Source organism: Sanguibacter sp. Leaf3, from assembly GCF_001425965.1.
Taxonomy (GTDB): Bacteria; Actinomycetota; Actinomycetes; order Actinomycetales; family Cellulomonadaceae; genus Sanguibacter; species Sanguibacter inulinus.
In genome coordinates, this window is the sequence record NZ_LMRH01000004.1 from 272,030 (window position 1) to 288,897 (window position 16,868).

General features: G+C 70.0%; 14 protein-coding genes. 9 read left to right on the plus strand and 5 right to left on the minus strand.

Going from position 1 to position 16,868, the window contains the following annotated elements; genetic code table 11:
• Positions 1-2: 2 nt before the first annotated feature.
• Both aroA and ASG53_RS18680 read right to left on the minus strand, forming a co-directional pair.
• On the minus strand, positions 3-1,334 hold the full coding sequence (gene aroA / locus ASG53_RS18675; protein ID WP_056136877.1) for a 3-phosphoshikimate 1-carboxyvinyltransferase: 1,332 nt from the start codon (positions 1,332-1,334) through the stop codon (positions 3-5).
• A gap of 96 nt (positions 1,335-1,430) precedes the next feature.
• Complete coding sequence (locus ASG53_RS18680) at positions 1,431-1,988, minus strand: DoxX family membrane protein (protein WP_056136879.1); 558 nt, start codon at positions 1,986-1,988, stop codon at positions 1,431-1,433.
• Between the two features lie 224 nt (positions 1,989-2,212).
• Here ASG53_RS18680 and ASG53_RS18685 point away from each other — a divergent pair, with 224 nt between their 5' ends.
• The gene (locus ASG53_RS18685; protein WP_306526180.1) at positions 2,213-2,923 is read left to right on the plus strand and encodes a sigma-70 family RNA polymerase sigma factor; all 711 of its coding nucleotides are present in this window, start codon (positions 2,213-2,215) and stop codon (positions 2,921-2,923) included.
• Positions 2,920-3,162 carry a mycothiol system anti-sigma-R factor gene (gene rsrA, locus ASG53_RS18690; RefSeq protein WP_082544226.1) on the plus strand — a complete coding sequence of 81 codons (243 nt, stop codon included), beginning with the start codon at positions 2,920-2,922 and terminating at the stop codon, positions 3,160-3,162. Before ASG53_RS18685 ends, rsrA begins: the two co-directional genes overlap by 4 nt.
• A gap of 159 nt (positions 3,163-3,321) precedes the next feature.
• On the opposite strand, the gene ASG53_RS20690 is transcribed toward rsrA, so the two are convergent.
• Positions 3,322-3,396 (minus strand): 50S ribosomal protein bL37, encoded by a 75-nt coding sequence (locus tag ASG53_RS20690; protein ID WP_156968370.1) that lies wholly within the window; start codon positions 3,394-3,396, stop codon positions 3,322-3,324.
• 164 nt (positions 3,397-3,560) lie between these two features.
• Here ASG53_RS20690 and ASG53_RS18695 point away from each other — a divergent pair, with 164 nt between their 5' ends.
• The 7 genes from ASG53_RS18695 to ASG53_RS18725 all read left to right on the plus strand — a co-directional run bounded on the left by ASG53_RS18695 (position 3,561) and on the right by ASG53_RS18725 (position 11,997).
• Positions 3,561-4,649 (plus strand): type IV pilus twitching motility protein PilT, encoded by a 1,089-nt coding sequence (locus tag ASG53_RS18695; RefSeq protein ID WP_056136880.1) that lies wholly within the window; start codon positions 3,561-3,563, stop codon positions 4,647-4,649.
• A 186-nt stretch (positions 4,650-4,835) separates the two neighbouring features.
• The gene (locus ASG53_RS18700; RefSeq protein WP_156382894.1) at positions 4,836-5,873 is read left to right on the plus strand and encodes a LacI family DNA-binding transcriptional regulator; all 1,038 of its coding nucleotides are present in this window, start codon (positions 4,836-4,838) and stop codon (positions 5,871-5,873) included.
• The gene (locus tag ASG53_RS18705) at positions 5,870-6,835 is read left to right on the plus strand and encodes an ABC transporter permease (RefSeq protein WP_056136883.1); all 966 of its coding nucleotides are present in this window, start codon (positions 5,870-5,872) and stop codon (positions 6,833-6,835) included. Before ASG53_RS18700 ends, ASG53_RS18705 begins: the two co-directional genes overlap by 4 nt.
• A 7-nt stretch (positions 6,836-6,842) precedes the next feature.
• Positions 6,843-7,820, plus strand: a complete 978-nt coding sequence (locus ASG53_RS18710) for a carbohydrate ABC transporter permease (RefSeq protein WP_082544227.1) — start codon at positions 6,843-6,845, stop codon at positions 7,818-7,820.
• 46 nt (positions 7,821-7,866) lie between these two features.
• Positions 7,867-9,477, plus strand: a complete 1,611-nt coding sequence (locus ASG53_RS18715) for an ABC transporter substrate-binding protein (RefSeq protein ID WP_056137167.1) — start codon at positions 7,867-7,869, stop codon at positions 9,475-9,477.
• A gap of 89 nt (positions 9,478-9,566) precedes the next feature.
• The gene (locus ASG53_RS18720; RefSeq protein WP_056136885.1) at positions 9,567-10,985 is read left to right on the plus strand and encodes a glycoside hydrolase family 32 protein; all 1,419 of its coding nucleotides are present in this window, start codon (positions 9,567-9,569) and stop codon (positions 10,983-10,985) included.
• Between the two features lie 151 nt (positions 10,986-11,136).
• Entirely contained in the window at positions 11,137-11,997 is an 861-nt protein-coding gene (locus ASG53_RS18725) for a DUF4097 family beta strand repeat-containing protein (RefSeq protein ID WP_056136888.1), read from the plus strand.
• Positions 11,998-12,191: 194 nt separating this feature from the next.
• Here ASG53_RS18725 and ASG53_RS18730 read toward each other — a convergent pair whose 3' ends face one another.
• Both ASG53_RS18730 and ASG53_RS18735 read right to left on the minus strand, forming a co-directional pair.
• Positions 12,192-12,812 (minus strand): GDSL-type esterase/lipase family protein, encoded by a 621-nt coding sequence (locus ASG53_RS18730; RefSeq protein ID WP_056136890.1) that lies wholly within the window; start codon positions 12,810-12,812, stop codon positions 12,192-12,194.
• 181 nt (positions 12,813-12,993) lie between these two features.
• Positions 12,994-16,824, minus strand: a complete 3,831-nt coding sequence (locus tag ASG53_RS18735; RefSeq protein WP_156382895.1) for a multifunctional oxoglutarate decarboxylase/oxoglutarate dehydrogenase thiamine pyrophosphate-binding subunit/dihydrolipoyllysine-residue succinyltransferase subunit — start codon at positions 16,822-16,824, stop codon at positions 12,994-12,996.
• Positions 16,825-16,868: the final 44 nt, after the last annotated feature.

The window sequence follows — 16,868 nt, forward strand, 5'->3', positions numbered from 1 at the left end:
GGTCAGGCTCCCGCGCCCTGTGCGGCGAGCATGCCGGACCACAGGTCGGTGAAACCGGGGAGGGTCTTGGCCGTCGTGCCGACGTTCTCGACCTGTACCCCGGGCACCCGCAGGCCGATGATCGCCCCCGCTGTCGCCATGCGGTGGTCGTGGTAGGTCTCGAAGACCCCGCCGTGCAGCGGGCGCGGGGTGATGACCAGACCGTCGCTCGTCTGCTCGGCCTGCCCGCCGAGACGGGTGATCTCGGTCGCGAGGGCCGCGAGACGGTCCGTCTCGTGCCCGCGCAGGTGCGCGATGCCGCGCAGCCGGCTGGGGGAGTCGGCGATCGCGGCGAGGGCGGCGATGGTCGGGGCGAGCTCGCCCGCGGCGTGCAGGTCGACGTCGATCCCGCGGACCTCGCCGGTGCCGGTGACCGCCAGGACGTCGCCCTCGAGGTGCGCGGAGCCGCCCATGCGGGTCAGCAGCTCGGCCATCATCGCGCCGGGCTGGGTGGTGGTCGCCGGCCACCCCGGCACGCGGACCGTGCCGCCGACCACGAGGGCTGCGGCGAGGAAGGGACCGGCGTTGGAGAGGTCGGGCTCGACCCTGACGTCGCGCGCTGCGACTGGGCCCGGCGAGACCTGCCAGATCGCCGGTCGGGAGTCGTCGACGACCACGCCGGCCTCGCGCAGCAGCTCGACGGTCATGTCGATGTGCGGGATGCTCGGCAGCGTCGTGCCCGTGTGGCGCAGCGTGAGGCCCTGCTCGAAGCGCGCTGCGGCCAGCAGGAGACCGGAGACGAACTGGCTCGACGCGGAGGCGTCGACATCGACCGACCCGCCGCGGACCGAGCCTGTGCCGTGGATGGTGAAGGGGAGCAGCCCACGCCCGCCGTCGTCGACGCGCACGCCGAGACCGCGGAGCCCGTCGAGGATCGGTCCCATCGGACGGACCCTGGCGCCCTCGTCGCCGTCGAGGGTCACCCGGGCGCCGGAGAGCGCGGCGACAGCCGGGACGAAACGCATGACGGTGCCGGCCAGCCCGCAGTCGACCGTGACGTCCCCGCTGACCGCGCCGGGGGTGATGTGCCACTCGCTCGGGCTCTCGCCCTCGACCACGGTCGCACCGAGGGAGCGGAGCGCTGCGACCATGAGGTCGGTGTCGCGGCTGCGCAGCGCGCCGCGCAGGGTGCCCGGGCCGTCGGCGAGCGCGGCGAGCACCAGGAACCGGTTGGTGAGCGACTTCGAGCCGGGGACCTCGACCGTCGCGTCGAGCCGGCCGGGGGCTGCTGCCAGGGTCGGCGCAGCCCAGAGGTCGGCGTGCTCGGCGGGGCTCGTCGTGGGGGTGCTCGTCATGGTCCCCAGGTTATGGCACCGGGTGCCGAGACCGTGAAGCGGTCTCGGCACCCGGTGGCGTGCGAGGGCCCCGCGGACGGGGCTGAAGAGCTGGGGTCAGTCAGGGGTGACCGCGTCGACGACCTTCGTCTTGGCGGAGGACGCCGCCTTGCTCACCTTCGCGACCCGCGCTGCGCGCGCAGCCGTGGTCTCCTTGGCGGCCTTGATCGCAGCGTGCTTGTCGCGGGCGTTCTCGATCCGCCACGACATGCCGGGACGCCCCTCGGTGTCGACGCCGGCGAGCAGCGCAGCGCCGAGGGCGCCGAGCCTGCGGACGAACCGCTCCGTCCGCACGGAGCGGGAGACCGGGCCGGAGGTGAAGGGCTGGTCGGCGAGGGCGACCGGGACCGTCAGTGCGGCGAGGAACAGGGCCGAGCGGCGCGGTGCGGCACCCGTGGCCATCGACACGGCGGCGGCGACGGTGAGCGCGCCGTGCACGCGGACAGCGGTCTTGAGCTGGTTCTCCGTGAGCGGGGCCTGGCCGATCCGGGAGGTGACCTGGTCGGCCGGACCGCGCGCCGCCACGGCGTGCGCCGCAGGGTGGCGGAGGGCGTCGAGGCCGTCGTGCACGAACCAGGTGGCCAGCAGGGGTCGGGCGATCTTGCGCAGCAGCATCGGTGGGTCTCCTCACGACCAGGGTCCGGCAGGTCCCGCTGTGCCCGGCCGGGAGCAGCTGGTCCAGCAGGTCCCGCGGGGTCTCGCAGGTGCTGGCGCCGGGGTCGGCGCCGTCTGGCTCCGACTCTATCGCCGGACGTGGGCGGACGCTGCGCGAGGGCGTCGCAGAGGCGACCGGGAATGCGTGCGGCCGCAGTCGTGTTGACGCCCTCGTGACATGCGTACTGGAAGAGACGACGACCACCCGGGCTGCCCGTGCAGGCACCGGGGTGCCTGTGGGACTAGGCTCGGTCGTGATGACTGAAGACACCCACCGCGCGCCCGAGGCCGAGGGCGACGCCGAACGGACCCGACGGTTCGAGCGTGACGCGCTCGCGCACCTCGACCAGCTGTACTCCGCCGCGCTGCGGATGACCCGCAACCCGAGCGACGCCGAGGACCTGGTCCAGGAGACCTTCGCCAAGGCCTTCGCGGCCTTCCACCAGTACAGGCCTGACACCAACCTCAAGGCCTGGCTGTACAGGATCCTCACCAACACCTTCATCAACACGTACCGCAAGAAGCAGCGCGAGCCCCAGCAGTCTGCTGCCGAGGACGTCGAGGACTGGCAGATCGCCCGGGCGGCGTCGCACACCTCGACGGGTCTGCGGTCGGCCGAGGCCGAGGCGCTCGACAGGCTGCCGGACTCGGACGTCAAGCGGGCCCTCCAGGAGATCCCGGAGGACCGTCGCATCGCGGTGTACCTCGCGGACGTCGAGGGCTTCCCGTACAAGGAGATCGCCGAGATCATGGGCACGCCGATCGGCACAGTGATGTCGAGGCTGCACCGTGGGCGTGGCCAGCTGCGCGCGCTGCTGACGGACTACGCGGCCGACCGGGGATTCGCAGGGGCAGACCGTACGGCAGGGACGACGAGCACGAAGGGGGAACGGTGAGAGACGACGACAGCTGCGACGAGGTGATGAAGCACCTCTTCGAGTTCCTGGACTCCGAGATGACCACCTCGGACGCCGAGAAGATGCGCGTGCACGTCGCCGAGTGCTCTCCGTGCCTCGCCGAGCTCGGCATCGACGAGATGGTCAAGCGCCTGCTCCGCCGCTCGTGCACCGAGCAGGCCCCCGAGCACCTGCGCGTGCGCATCCACACCCAGATCACGCTGCTCAGCGAGGGCTGAGCACCACCGGGCGAGCAGGCCCGCCGGTGCCTCGGCCGAGTCACGTGCGCACGTGACACGTCAGGCTGTACCGGAGCACCGGATCCGGGCGCTCACCCCCAGACGCACGAAGGGCCCCGTCGCAGCTGCGACGGGGCCCTTCGTGTACGTATCGACGAATCAGGCGTTGGGACGCTTGCCGTGATTCGCTGCGCTGCCCTTACGGCTGCGACGCTTGCGTCCGCGCTTGCTCATGGTTACTCCCTGACGTCGAAGGACTGGTTGGTCGCGCGCGACAGCGCACGAGCCTCGTCTCTATGGTCCCACACATAGGACAGTGCCTCGAACCCGGGCGTGGCGGTGGCTGTCACCTGCCCTCGTGCCTCAAGTCTCGCTGCGCTCCTGCCGATGGATCGCACGTGAGCGAAACGCGCCAGTCCGTCATCCCGCTGCTCCACGCCCTCGCGAGCACCGGAGCCTCCGACCTGCACTGCAAGGTCGGCTCCTCGCCGCGCGTCAGGGTCGACGGGCGGCTGCGCAAGCTGCAGGTCGCCCCGCTCGAGCCCGCCGACACCCTGTCGATGCTCGCCGAGGTGCTCCCCGACTCCTTCCTGAGCGACTTCGAGCGCAACCACGAGGCGGACTTCGCCTATCAGCTCGACGGCGTGGGCCGGTTCCGCGTGAACGCCTACCAGGCCCGCGGGCACGTCGGGCTCGTGCTGCGCCGTGTGACCGAGGGGACGGTGTCGCTCTCCGAGCTCGGGCTGCCCGAGATCGTCGGGGAGCTCGCCCTGGAACCCCGAGGCCTCGTCCTCGTCACCGGACCGACAGGCTCGGGCAAGACGACGACCCTCGCCTCGATGGTCGACCTCATCAACACGCTCCGCGAGGTCAACATCATCTCGATCGAAGACCCGATCGAGGTGCTCCACGAGGACAAGAAGGCGATCATCTCCCAGCGGGAGGTCCGCCACGACACCAACGACTTCGGCTCGGCCCTGCGCGCGGCCATGCGCCAGGACCCCGACGTGATCCTCGTCGGCGAGATGCGCGACTCCGAGACCGTGCGGGCTGCGCTCGCGGCGGCCGAGACCGGGCACCTCGTCATGTCGACCCTGCACACCATCGACGCGCAGGAGACCGTCAACCGGGTGGTCGACTTCTTCCCGCCGCACGAGCAGACGCAGGTCCGTGCCGCGCTGTCGCAGTCGCTGCGCGGGGTCGTCTCGCAGCGGCTCGTGCGCCGGGCGGACATCGCCGGGCGCCGGGTGGTCTGCGAGGTCATGGTCAACACGGGACGCACGGCCGAGGCGATCGTCGACCCTGCGAACAACCCGCCGCTGCTCGACCTCATCGCCGACGGCGGCTACTACAAGATGCAGACCTTCGACCAGCATCTCTTCGACCTGGTCCGCGACGGTGTGGTCAGCTACGAGGACGCGTGCGCCGTCGCGACGAACCCGCAGGACCTCACGGTCGAGCTGCGCGGTGCTGGTCTGATCGGCTGAGGTCGCCGCCCTGCGGTAGGGGCGGGCCGGGCCGGGGCCGGCGAGCGCCGCGTGCGCGGCGTCGACGCGCCCGGCCTGCCCTGCGCGACCGCCTCCGTCAGACTGCCGCGAGACGGCTCTTGACACCGCCCGCAGACCGCCCCTACCTTTCAGTTATACGATTAACCGACTCGATGGAGAGCAGCGATGGTGCGACGTACCCAGCCCGTGACGATGAAGGATGTCGCGGAGCGTGCAGGTGTCTCGCAGGCGACTGTCTCGCTCGTCCTCAACAATGTGCGCGGGAGCAGGGTCGCCGACGCGACCCGGGACCGTGTCATGGGTGCGGTCCGTGATCTCGGGTACAGCACGAACGCCTTCGCCAGGTCCCTGCGCAGCGGCGAGTCCGGGATGATCGGCTTCATCTCCGACGAGGTCGCGAGCTCGCCCTTCGCAGGAGAGCTCCTCAAGGGTGCGCAGCTCTTGGCCTGGGAGACCGGCAACGTGATCCTCGGGGTCGACACCTTCGGCGACCCTGGGCTCGAGGCTGCGGCCGTCGACACGATGCTGTCCTACAGGGTCCGGGGCGTCGTCTACGCCTCGATGTTCCACAGGGTGGTCGAGGTGCCCGAGGGGCTCGCCGGCGTCCCGACAGTGGTCGTCAACGCCCAGGACAGTGCCGGGCGGGTCCCGAGCGTCTTCCCTGACGAAGAGCTCGGCGGCTACACGGCGACCCGGCACCTGGTCGAGGCCGGTCACTCCCGGATCGCGATGATCAACATCCAGTCACCGGACAGCACGCTGCCTGCGGGGATCGGACGTCTCGCCGGCTACCGCCGAGCCCTCGACGAGGCCGGGATCGCCGAGCGGCCGGACTGGGTCCGCTACGGCACTGGGATCGTCGAGGACGGGCTCGCGCTCACCACTGAGCTCATGTCCGCCTCCGACCGTCCCACAGCGATCTTCTGCGGGAACGACCGCACAGCCTGGGGTGCCTACAGGGCCCTCGAGAGGCTCGGTCTGAGGACCCCGCAGGACTGCTCGATCGTCGGTTTCGACAACCACCAGATGGTCGCCCCCTATCTCGACCCGGGGCTCACGACGCTCGAGCTCCCGTACGAGCAGATGGCCACCACGGCCGTCGAGATCCTTCTCTCTGGCGCTCCGGACACCGCCGGTGCGCATCCCGTCGAGTGCTCGCTGATCTCTCGTGGATCGGTGACCGAGGCAAAGGTGCCCGCATGACCACGAAGTCCCCACCCCGGAGCGCGCAGACGCGCCCGGTGCGACGTCCCGCAGGCTTCCGGCAGACGCTGAGGCGTGCTCGGCGGAGCTGGCAGTTATACGTATTACTAGCCCCGGCGCTGCTCTCGGTCCTCGTCTTCAAGTACTGGCCGATGTACGGCGCCCAGATCGCCTTCCGCAACTACAACCCGGCCGACGGCTTCTCCGGGAGCCCGTGGGTCGGTCTCGAGCACTTCGAGCGCTTCATCAGCTCGTTCCAGTTCGAGAGGCTCCTGGCCAACACCCTCACGGTCAACGCTCTCGGGCTGCTCATCGCCTTCCCGGTGCCGATCATCCTCGCGCTGATCGTCAACCAGCTGCAGAGCGACAGGTTCAAGAAGTTCACGCAGACGGTCCTGTACTCGCCGTCGTTCATCTCGGTCGTCGTGGTCGTCGGCATGATCCATCTGCTGTTCTCGCCCCAGTCGGGGATCGTCAACAACGCGATCGTCGCCCTCGGCGGGGACCCGATCTTCTTCATGGGGTCGCCCGACTGGTTCCGGCCCCTGTACAGCGGGTCGGACATCTGGCAGAACGCCGGCTTCTCGATGATCGTCTACCTCGCCGCGCTCACCGCGATCGACCCCTCGCTGCACGAGGCGGCCCGGGTCGACGGCGCCGACAGGTGGCAACGGATCCGGCACATCGACATCCCCGGGATCCTCCCGGTCGTGACGATCTTGTTCATCCTGGCGATCGGCAACCTCTTCAACCTCGGGTTCGAGAAGGTCCTGCTCATGCAGACCGACCTCAACCTGCCGACCTCCGAGGTGATCCAGACCTACGTGTACAAGGCAGGTCTGCAGCAGGCGCAGTTCAGCTATTCGGCCGCGATCGGCCTGTTCAACTCCCTGATCAACCTCGTCCTGCTCCTGACGTTCAACCGGATCGCCAGGCGCGCAGGCCAATCGAGCCTCTGGTGATGACGCCATGACCCACACGATCTCTCCGACGAGCCCTGCCACCGATGCAGGCTCGACCCCGCCGCCGCGTCAGCCTCGCAGGCTGCCGCCCCTGCGGTCCTTCAGGGAGCGCTTCGGCGACCCCGCGTTCACCGTCGTCTCGATCGGCACTCTGCTGGTCGCGATCGCCGTGATCCTCTACCCGCTCTACTTCATCGTGATCGCCTCGTTCAGCGAGCCCTCGGCGATCCTCAACGGTCAGGTGTGGCTCTGGCCGAAGGGCTTCACGGTCGAGGGGTACCAGCGGATCTTCGCCGACCCGGCGATCCTGAGGGGCTTCGCCAACTCGGTCCTGTACACGGTCCTGGGCACCACGATCAGCGTGGTCCTCATCTTGTGCGGCGCCTACGCGCTGTCCCGCAGGGACCTCTTCGGCCGCAAGGTGATCATGATGGTCTTCATCGCCACGATGTTCATCGACGGCGGTCTCATCGCCCGGTACCTCGTGGTCCGCGACCTCGGCATGCTCGACACGATCTGGGCCGTGGTGCTGCCTGGTTCCGTCGGGGTGTGGAACCTCATCATCGCCCGGGCGTTCTTCGAGAACAACGTCCCCGGCGAGCTGCGCGAGGCCGCCCAGCTGGACGGTGCCAACGACTTCAGGTTCTTCTTCCAGATCGTCCTGGCGCTGTCGAAGCCGCTGATCTTCCTCATGATCATGATCCACCTCGTGGCGAACTGGAACGCGTTCTTCGACGCCCTCATCTACCTCGACGACGAGAGCAAGTACCCCTTGCAGCTGGTGCTGAGGAACGTCCTCATCCAGTCCGAGGTGACCTCCGCGGGAGGCACCGCCGGGCTCGACTCCTACGCCGCTGCTCAACGCCTCGGCGAGCTGATCAAGTACGGGATGATCGTGATCTCGAGCATCCCTCTCCTGGTCGTGCTGCCGTTCATGCAGAAGCACTTCACCAAGGGCGCCCTGCTCGGCGCTGTGAAGAGCTGATCCGCCCATGCTCCCCCTGATGCGCCGAACCGACAGGAAGACCCTCATGAGACACCGCCGTTTCACCACAGTCACCACGCTCACCGTCACCGGCTCGCTGCTGCTGGCCGCCTGCGGAGGAGGGGGTGGCGGAGCCGTCGACGACCAGTCGGCCGACGTCGGCCTCAACCTCGAGGGGCTGCCGGTCGTCGACACGAAGATCACGCTGACCTTCGGCGGGACGAAGTCCGCCCTCGCCCCCGACTACGGCGACATGGAGCTCGTCCAGCAGTGGGAGAAGGACACCAACATCGCGATCGACTGGACCAACCTCCCCGAGCAGGTCTACGCCGAGAAGAAGAACCTCATGCTCGCAGGCGACAGCCTGCCCGACGTCCTCTACAACACGGGTCTGAGCGACGCCGAGATCGTCCAGAACGGCAGCAACGGGACGCTGCTGCCCCTCGAAGACCTCATCGAGGAGTACGCCCCGACGCTCTCTGCGATCCTCGAGGAGCGCCCCGACATCCGGGCGGCGCTCACCGACTCCGAGGGGCACATCTACACCCTCCCTTCGGTCGAAGAGCTCGGGATCCTGCAGTACCCGAACTTCCTGTACATCAACAAGGCCTGGCTCGACGCCCTCGGGCTGGCGATGCCGACGACCGTCGAGGAGTACCACGCGGCCCTCGAGGCCTTCAAGACGCAGGACCCGAACGGCAACGGCAAGGCCGACGAGATCCCGCTGTCCTTCAGGACCGACTCGTTCTGCGCCAACCCGCACGACCTCGTCGCAGCCCTCGGCGGCCAGCCGGAGAACAACGACCACCGCATCGTCCGGGACGGGAAGGTGCAGTTCACCGCGAGCACGGACGAGTACCGCGCCGGGATCGAAGGCCTCTCCGAGTGGTACTCCCAGGGTCTGATCGACCCCGAGTCCTTCTCGCAGGACGACGTGGCCTACCTGTCCAAGGGCAAGGCCGAGACCCCGGTCCTCGGGTCGTTCTTCTGGTGGGAGCTCGAGGAGATGGTCGGCGACGACCGCGCCGGCGACTACGCGATGCTCGGTGTCCTCGAGGGTGTCGACGGAGAGCGCCTGGCGAGCGTGGCGAACAACCAGGAGATCAGCCGCGGGGCGATGGCGATCACCCGTGCCAACGCCTACCCGGCAGCGACCATGCGCTGGGCCGACCGTCTCTACGACCCGGTGATGTCCGCGCAGGCCAGCTGGGGCCCGCTCGGCGTGACCCTCGAAGAGGATGCCGACGGCATGCTGGTCCAGATCCCTGCCGCCGAGGGCGAGTCCGAGGGCGAGCGACGCCAGAAGGTCGCCCCCGGCGGCCCCAAGATCACCACGGCCGAGGACTTCGAGACCGTCGTGGCCCCCGAGCCGCGCGCCAAGGTCCGCCAGGACCTCGTCGAGGAGTACTACGCCCCCTACGCGGCCAACGAGGCCTACCCCCCGGTCCTGCTCTCGACCGACGAGCTCGACCGGACGTCCTTCGTCGTGACCGACATCAACAGCCTGGTGAAGGAGAAGTTCGCCAGCTGGATCGTCGAGGGCACCGTCGGGGCCGAGTGGGACGGCTATGTCTCGACCCTCGAGTCGATGGGTGTCGACGACGTGACCGCGACCTACCAGCAGGCCTACGACCGCTTCCAGCAGGGCGGCGCCTGACCACCGAGCCGGAGCGGGCGCACCGCCCGCTCCGGCTCCGGCCGCCCCCTCGCAGCACGACGACCCCTCGACTCTTCAGGAGCCACACCGTGACCTTCCCCCCTCCCTCCACGGGCACAGTCCCCTCGCTGCGTCCCGTCGCCCACTTCACGGCGCGCGACACCTGGCTCAACGACCCCAACGGTCTGCTGTTCCACGACGGCACCTATCACCTCTTCTTCCAGAACAACCCGCAGGGGTCGACCTGGGGGGAGATCTCGTGGGGGCACGCGACCTCGACCGACCTCGTGACCTGGCAGGAGCAGGACGTCGCGATCTGGGCGACCGACGACGAGATGGCCTTCTCGGGCAGCGCCGTCGTCGACAGCCAAAACACCAGCGGGCTCGCAGGGCCCGGTGAGACGGCCCTCGTGGCGGTCTACACCAGTGCGGCCCGCCCTCGCGCCGGTGCGCCGGGGATCCAGTCGCAGTCGCTGGCCTACAGCGTGGACTCCGGAGCCACCTGGACCAGGTACGCGGGGAACCCGGTCCTGGACATCGGGTCGACCGAGTTCCGCGACCCGAAGGTCTTCTGGTTCGGCGCAGAGGCCGGCGCCGACGGCGGCCCGGGGGAGGGCCACTGGGTGATGGTCGCCGTCGAGGCCGTCGACAGGCGTGCGGTCCTCTACACCTCGCCCGACCTCCTCTCGTGGACCTACGCGTCGGCCTTCGGCCCGGCGCACGCGACCGGTGGTGTGTGGGAGTGCCCCGACCTCTTCCCGCTCGTCGTGCAGGAGACCGGCGAGACCCGCTGGGTGCTCGTCGTCAGCCTCAACCCCGGCGGGATCGCCGGAGGATCAGGCTCGCAGTACTTCGTCGGAGACTTCGACGGGACGACCTTCGTCGCGGAGCGCCTGTCGACCTCGACCGAGCCCGCCGACCACGACTGGCTCGACTACGGAAGGGACTACTACGCCGCGGTCTCCTTCAACCACGTCCCGGACGGTCGACGCCTGATGGTCGGGTGGGCCAGCAACTGGGAGTACGCCAACGACACCCCGACAGCTCCGTGGCGCTCGGCGATGTCCCTCGTCCGGGAGGTCGACCTCGTGCTGGGCGCGGACGGGCGTCACCGGGTGCGCCAGCACCCCGTCCTGCCTCCGGCGGAGGTCCTGCCGGGTGTCTTCGAGCTCTCCGTGCCCTGCGGCGCGGGGGACCGGACAGCCCTCGTGCTCACCGGTGACGACGGCGGGTCGGATCGGCTGGTCCTCACGGTCGACGGGGACGAGCGCAGCATCACCTGCGACAGGACGCAGAGCGGTGCCGTCGACTTCCACCCGGCCTTCCCCTCGGTCGACTGGGCACCGCTGCCGGTCGGGGCGGACGACGTCGTCGACGTCGTCGTGGTGGTCGACGCGACTGTCGTCGAGGTCTACGTCGGGGGTGGGCTGGTGACGCTCACCGAGCAGGTGTTCCCGTCGAGCCCCTTCACCCTCCTCGACCGCGAGGGCCTCAGCACCGCAGGGTAGGTCTGGCGCGGTCACGTCGTCGCCGGGTCGGGCGCACGTCTCTGGTGACGCCCAGCCAGGGCGTCTACGGTGGGACGACGAGGTGCACGGACCCGGCCGGGCGCAGAGCCGACGAGCCGACGTGCACCGCCCCGACGACAGGAGTGTGTGCATGCGCAACGAGACCTGGGTCATCGCGGAGCCGCGGACCCTGACGACCTCTGTGGTGGCCAACGCGGCCGACGCTGCGGCAGCCTTCGGCGAGCAGCCGACCTTCGGCGCCGGGGACGGGCCCGTGACCCGCGTGGTCGTCTCGCTGACGGGCGGCTCGGTCCGCGTGGAGGCGCACGACAGGGTCGACGTCGAGCTCGACGTCCTCGCGCTGTCCGACCGTCCCGTCGTCGCCCGGCTGGAGGGGGAGACCTTCTCGGTCTCCTACGACTTCTCGGGTGTCGAGGGCCTGGTCGACAGGGTCAAGAGCTTCTCGGGCAAGGACACCGCTGACGTGGTCGTGCGGGTCCCGCGCGCCGCGACGGTCAAGGTCACCACGGCGCGCTCCGACGTGAGCGTGCAGGACGTCGAGGCCCCGGTCACCGTCACCACGGCGAGCGGCTCGGCCGAGGCTGTCAGCCTCACCGGTCCGTTGTCCCTGACCACGGCCTCCGGACGGGCAGCCGTCACGCAGCACACGGGTCCGGTCACCGTCCGGACGGTCTCGGGCACGGCGCACGTGGCGGGCACGATCACCCGGGCGGACGTGCAGACCGTCTCGGGCCAGGTCGCCCTCGAGCTGGCCGGCAGCGCCGGGCACGTGAGCGCCAAGACGGTCTCCGGGCGCATCTCGGTGCGGGTCGCCCCCGGCACGGGCATCGACCTCAAGGCGCGCACCGTGACCGGGACGGCGTCCTTCGACGGCGAGCGGATCACGGGGGAGAACCGCACGGCGCAGATCACCCGGGCCGAGGCCGGCGCGACGCTCTTCGTCGACGCCAGCACGGTCTCCGGAGACGTCACCGTCTCGCACACGCTCTGACAGCGACAGCGAGCGCGGCGGTCGGTGTCAGGTGGTCTGAGCATCCTGCCTGACCGGACCAGACGCTCGCACGACGAGAGCCCGCCCCTCAGGGGACGGGCTCTCGTCATGTGTCACGGCGCTGTGCGACGCGTCGCCGGGTGTGTCACCGATGGGCGCACGGTGCTTGCCCCCTAGCAGCCGTCCGCGAGCCCTCAGGCTGACGCGTCGTCGTCCGGCAGACCCAACCAGCCGTACCAGCCCGTGTGCAGGACGAGCCACGCCATGAGCCCGTAGCCCGCCTGGCCCGGGTAGGGGACGCCGTTGGCGGCGATGTCGCCGAGCCACTGCTCGTGGTCGACGAGGGGGGTGAAGGTGTCCACGTAGGGCACGCGGCGGCGGTTGGCCACGTCCCCGAAGGCTGACGAGAGCTCGGCGAGCCGTTCGCGGTCGGCGTCCGCACCGGGGGGCGGGCCGACGACGAAGGCCGGGATGCGCCGGGAGTCGGCGACGTCGAGCATGTTCGCGAGGTTGAGGCGGCTGCGGGCGACCGACAGGTCGGCGTCGACGTCAGCGCGGCCGAGTGCGATCACGAGCCTGTGGTCGACCTCGGGAGCACCTGTCGCCCGGCGGTTGAACTCGCCCTCCCAGCGGGCGCTGAGCGCTGTCGTCGTCTCGCCGGGGACCACGAGCGGGAAGACCATGGTGAGCGCTGGGGAGTGGGTGCGGGCTGTGACCCGGCCCAGCCAGCCGAGGCCCTTCGGGTCCCCGACGCCTGCGGCGAGCTCGTCTCCGACGACGCAGATGCGGAGCTGGTCCTGGCCTGGCGATGTCACGGGTGCTCCTGGTCGTTCGGTGCTGGGGGACGGCGAGGGATGCCGGGCGTCCGGTCGTGCTGAGCCTGTCACGGCTGCTGAGCCCATTCTCCGTCAGGTCGGCGCGCCAGACGCGGAACGGGCGCCCGCCACGCCTTCGCGTGTCGTGCGCCCGTCCACGTGGAGCGGTCGTGCAGCCGGGTCAGCGGGCGAAGGCGCGCTCGACCAGGTCGGTCTGCTCGGCGAGGTGCTTCTTGGCCGAGCCGGCCGCCGGCGAGGCCGACGCCGTGCGCGAGACGACGCGCATCTCGCGGCCGATGGCCTCCGGGGCGTTGAGCGCGATGAAGGGCCACGCGCCCTGGTTCTCGGGCTCGTCCTGGACCCAGACGACCTCGGCGTCACCGAAGGGCGCGAGCGCCTCGCGGAGCATCTCGCCCTCGAGCGGGTACAGCTGCTCGAGACGCACGATCGCCGTCGACCTGTCGCCGCTCTTCACGCGGTGCGCGAGCAGGTCGTAGTAGACCTTGCCCGAGCAGAGCAGCACCCGGTCGACCGACGAGGCAGAAGCCTCGGCGAGGTCGTCGGCGATGATCTCGCGGAAGGTGCCGCTCGTGAAGTCCTCGGTCGGCGAGGCGGCGGCCTTGAGGCGCAGCATCGACTTCGGGGTCATCACCACGAGCGGGCGGCGCGGACGGGCGTAGGCCTGACGTCGCAGCAGGTGGAAGTACGAGGCCGGGGTGCTCGGGAACGCGACCGTGAGGTTGTCCTCGGCGCAGAGCTGGAGGAACCTCTCGACGCGGGCCGAGGAGTGGTCCGGTCCCTGGCCCTCGTAGCCGTGCGGGAGGAGGAGGACGACCGAGGAGTTCTGGCCCCACTTCTGCTCGGCCGAGGAGATGAACTCGTCGATGATCGTCTGCGCGCCGTTGACGAAGTCGCCGAACTGCGCCTCCCACAGCACGAGTGCGTCGGGGCGCTCGACCGAGTAGCCGTACTCGAAGCCGAGGGCCGCGAACTCGCTGAGCGAGGAGTCGTAGACCCAGAGCTTCGCCTGGTCGCCCGAGAGGTAGAGCAGCGGGGTCCACTCGGCGCCCGTCTCGCGGTCGTGCATCACGGCGTGGCGCTGCACGAAGGTCCCGCGGCGCGAGTCCTGGCCGGCGAGGCGGATCGGCGTGCCCTCCATGAGCAGCGAGCCGAAGGCGAGGATCTCGCCGTAGCCCCAGTCGATGCCACCCTCGGAGGACATCGCCGCACGCTTCTCGAGGAGCTGCGCGAGCTTGGGGTGCACCGTGAAGCCGGCCGGCGGGGTGGCGTGCGCCTGCCCGATGCGGTCGAGCACCGACTGGTCGGTCGCGGTCTTCCAGCCGACCATCGTGCCGGCGTCCTCGCGCTGGGACTCAGGGCGCTCGAGACCGGCGACAGGGTCGGAGTTGGCGGGCGGGGTGTAGCCACCCTCGCGGGTCTCGGTGAAGACGCGCTCGAGCTGGGCCTGGTAGTCCTGGAGGACCTGCTCGGCCTCCTCGACGCTGATGTCGCCGCGGGCCACGAGGTTCTCCGTGTAGAGCTTGCGGACCGAGCGCTTGGCCTCGATGAGGTTGTACATGAGCGGCTGGGTCATCGAGGGGTCGTCGCCCTCGTTGTGACCGCGGCGGCGGTAGCAGACCATGTCGATGATGACGTCGCGGTCGAACTCCTCGCGGAACTCGAAGGCGAGCTGTGCGACGCGCACGACGGCCTCGGGGTCGTCGCCGTTCACGTGGAAGATCGGCACCTGGAGGCCCTTGGCCACGTCGGTGCAGTACAGCGTGGAGCGCGAGGACGACGGCCCGGTGGTGAAGCCGACCTGGTTGTTGATGACCACGTGGATGGTGCCGCCTGTGCGGTACCCGCGCAGCTGGGCGAGGTTGAGCACCTCGGTGACGACTCCCTGGCCTGCGAACGCCGCGTCGCCGTGGATGAGGATCGGCAGGACGGAGAACCCGTCGCCGCCCAGGTCGATGCGGTCCTGCTTGGCGCGGACGATGCCCTCGAGGACAGGGTCGACGGCCTCGAGGTGAGAGGGGTTGGCCGCGAGGTACACCTTGGTGGTCGCGCCCGACTCGGAGGTGAAGGTGCCCTCCGTGCCCAGGTGGTACTTGACGTCGCCCGAGCCCTGGACCGTGCGCGGGTCCTGGTTGCCCTCGAACTCGGAGAAGATCTGCGCGTAGCTCTTGCCCGCGATGTTCGCGAGGACGTTGAGGCGACCGCGGTGCGCCATGCCGATGCAGACCTCGTCGAGGCCGGCGTCGGCAGCGCCCGACAGCACGCCGTCGAGGAGCGCGATGACCGACTCGCCACCCTCGAGGGAGAAGCGCTTCTGCCCGACGAACTTCGTCTGCAGGAAGGTCTCGAAGGCCTCGGCCGAGTTGAGGCGACGCAGGATGCGCAGCTGCTCCTCGCGCGGGGTGCGCTCGTAGCCGGCCTCGAGGCGGGCCTGGAGCCACTTGCGCTGCGTGCGGTCGGCGAGGTGCATGTACTCCGCGCCGATGGTGCGGCAGTAGGAGTCGCGCAGCAGGCCGAGGATGTCGCGCAGCGTCGCCTTGGGCTTGGAGCCGAAACCGTTGACCGGGAACACCCTGTCGAGGTCCCAGAGCGTCAGGCCGTGCGTCTGGACGTCGAGGTCCGGGTGCTTGCGCTGGCGGTACGCGAGGGGGTCGGTGTCGGCCATGAGGTGGCCGCGCGAGCGGTAGGAGTGGATGAGCTCGGCGATGCGCGCCGGCTTGGCGGCCTCGGCGTCGGCGTCCACGGTGTTGTCGCGGACCCAGCGCACGGGCTCGTAGGGGACCCGCAGCGAGGCGAAGACGCGGTCGTAGAACCCGTCCTCACCGATGAGCTTGAGGCCGAGGATCCGCAGGAAGTCACCCGACTGCGCGCCCTGGATGATGCGGTGGTCGTAGGTCGAGGTGATGGTGAGGACCTTGGAGATCGCCATCTTCGACAGCTGCTCGAGCGAGGCCCCGGCGAACTCGGCCGGGTAGTCCATGGCACCGACGCCGATGATGGCGCCCTGGCCGGTGACCAGGCGCGGCACGGAGTGCACGGTGCCGATCGTGCCCGGGTTGGTCAGCGAGATGGTGGCGCCCTGGTGGTCCTCGACCGTGAGCTTGTTGTTGCGGGCGCGGCGGACGATGTCCTCGTAGGCGGCCCAGAACTGCGCGAAGTCCATCGTCTCGGCAGCCTTGATGCTCGGGACGAGGAGCTGGCGGGTGCCGTCAGGCTTGGGGAGGTCGATCGCGAGACCGAAGTTCACGTGCGCCGGCTGGATCACCGAGGGCTTGCCGTCGACGAGCGCGTAGCTCGCGTTCATGGACGGCATCTCCTTGAGGGCCTCGACGAGCGCGAAGCCGATGAGGTGCGTGAAGGAGACCTTGCCACCGCGACCGCGGACGAGGTGGTTGTTGATGACGATGCGGTTGTCGACCATGAGCTTGGCCGGCACGGCGCGCACCGACGTCGCGGTGGGGACCGTGAGGCTGGCCTCCATGTTGGAGACGACCCGGGCCGCGGGGCCACGGAGCTTCTGGACGTCGTCCTGTCCCTCGGTCGCCGACGGGGAGGTCCGCACCTTCGCGACCTCGGCGTAGGGGGCCGTCGCTGGCTGGGCCGTGGCGACGGGGGGCTGGGTGGGGGAGTCTGCGTGCACGGCGGCCTCCTGCGACTCGGCGGCCTTCTGGACCTTCTGCGCCTGGCGGGCGGCCTGCTCGCCGTGGGTGCGCGGGGCTGCTGCTGCGGCGCTGGCCTTCTCGGCCGGGGCCTGCTGGGCGGGGGCTGCAGGTGCCGGCGTCGAGGCAGGCTGCTGGGCTGCAGGAGCCGGGGCTGCCTGCGGGGCGCTGCCTGCGGGCGCGCCGCCGATCGACGAGGTGTCGGGGCTCGCCTCTCCCGGGGTGTAGCTCTCGAAGAAGTCCCACCACGCAGGGTCGACGGCGTTCTTGTCGGCGAGGAACTGCTCGTACAGCTCGTCGACCAGCCACTCGTTGGCTCCGAAGATGGCACTCACAGCACTGATCGACTCTGACTCAGCATTCGAGGACACGGAAGGGT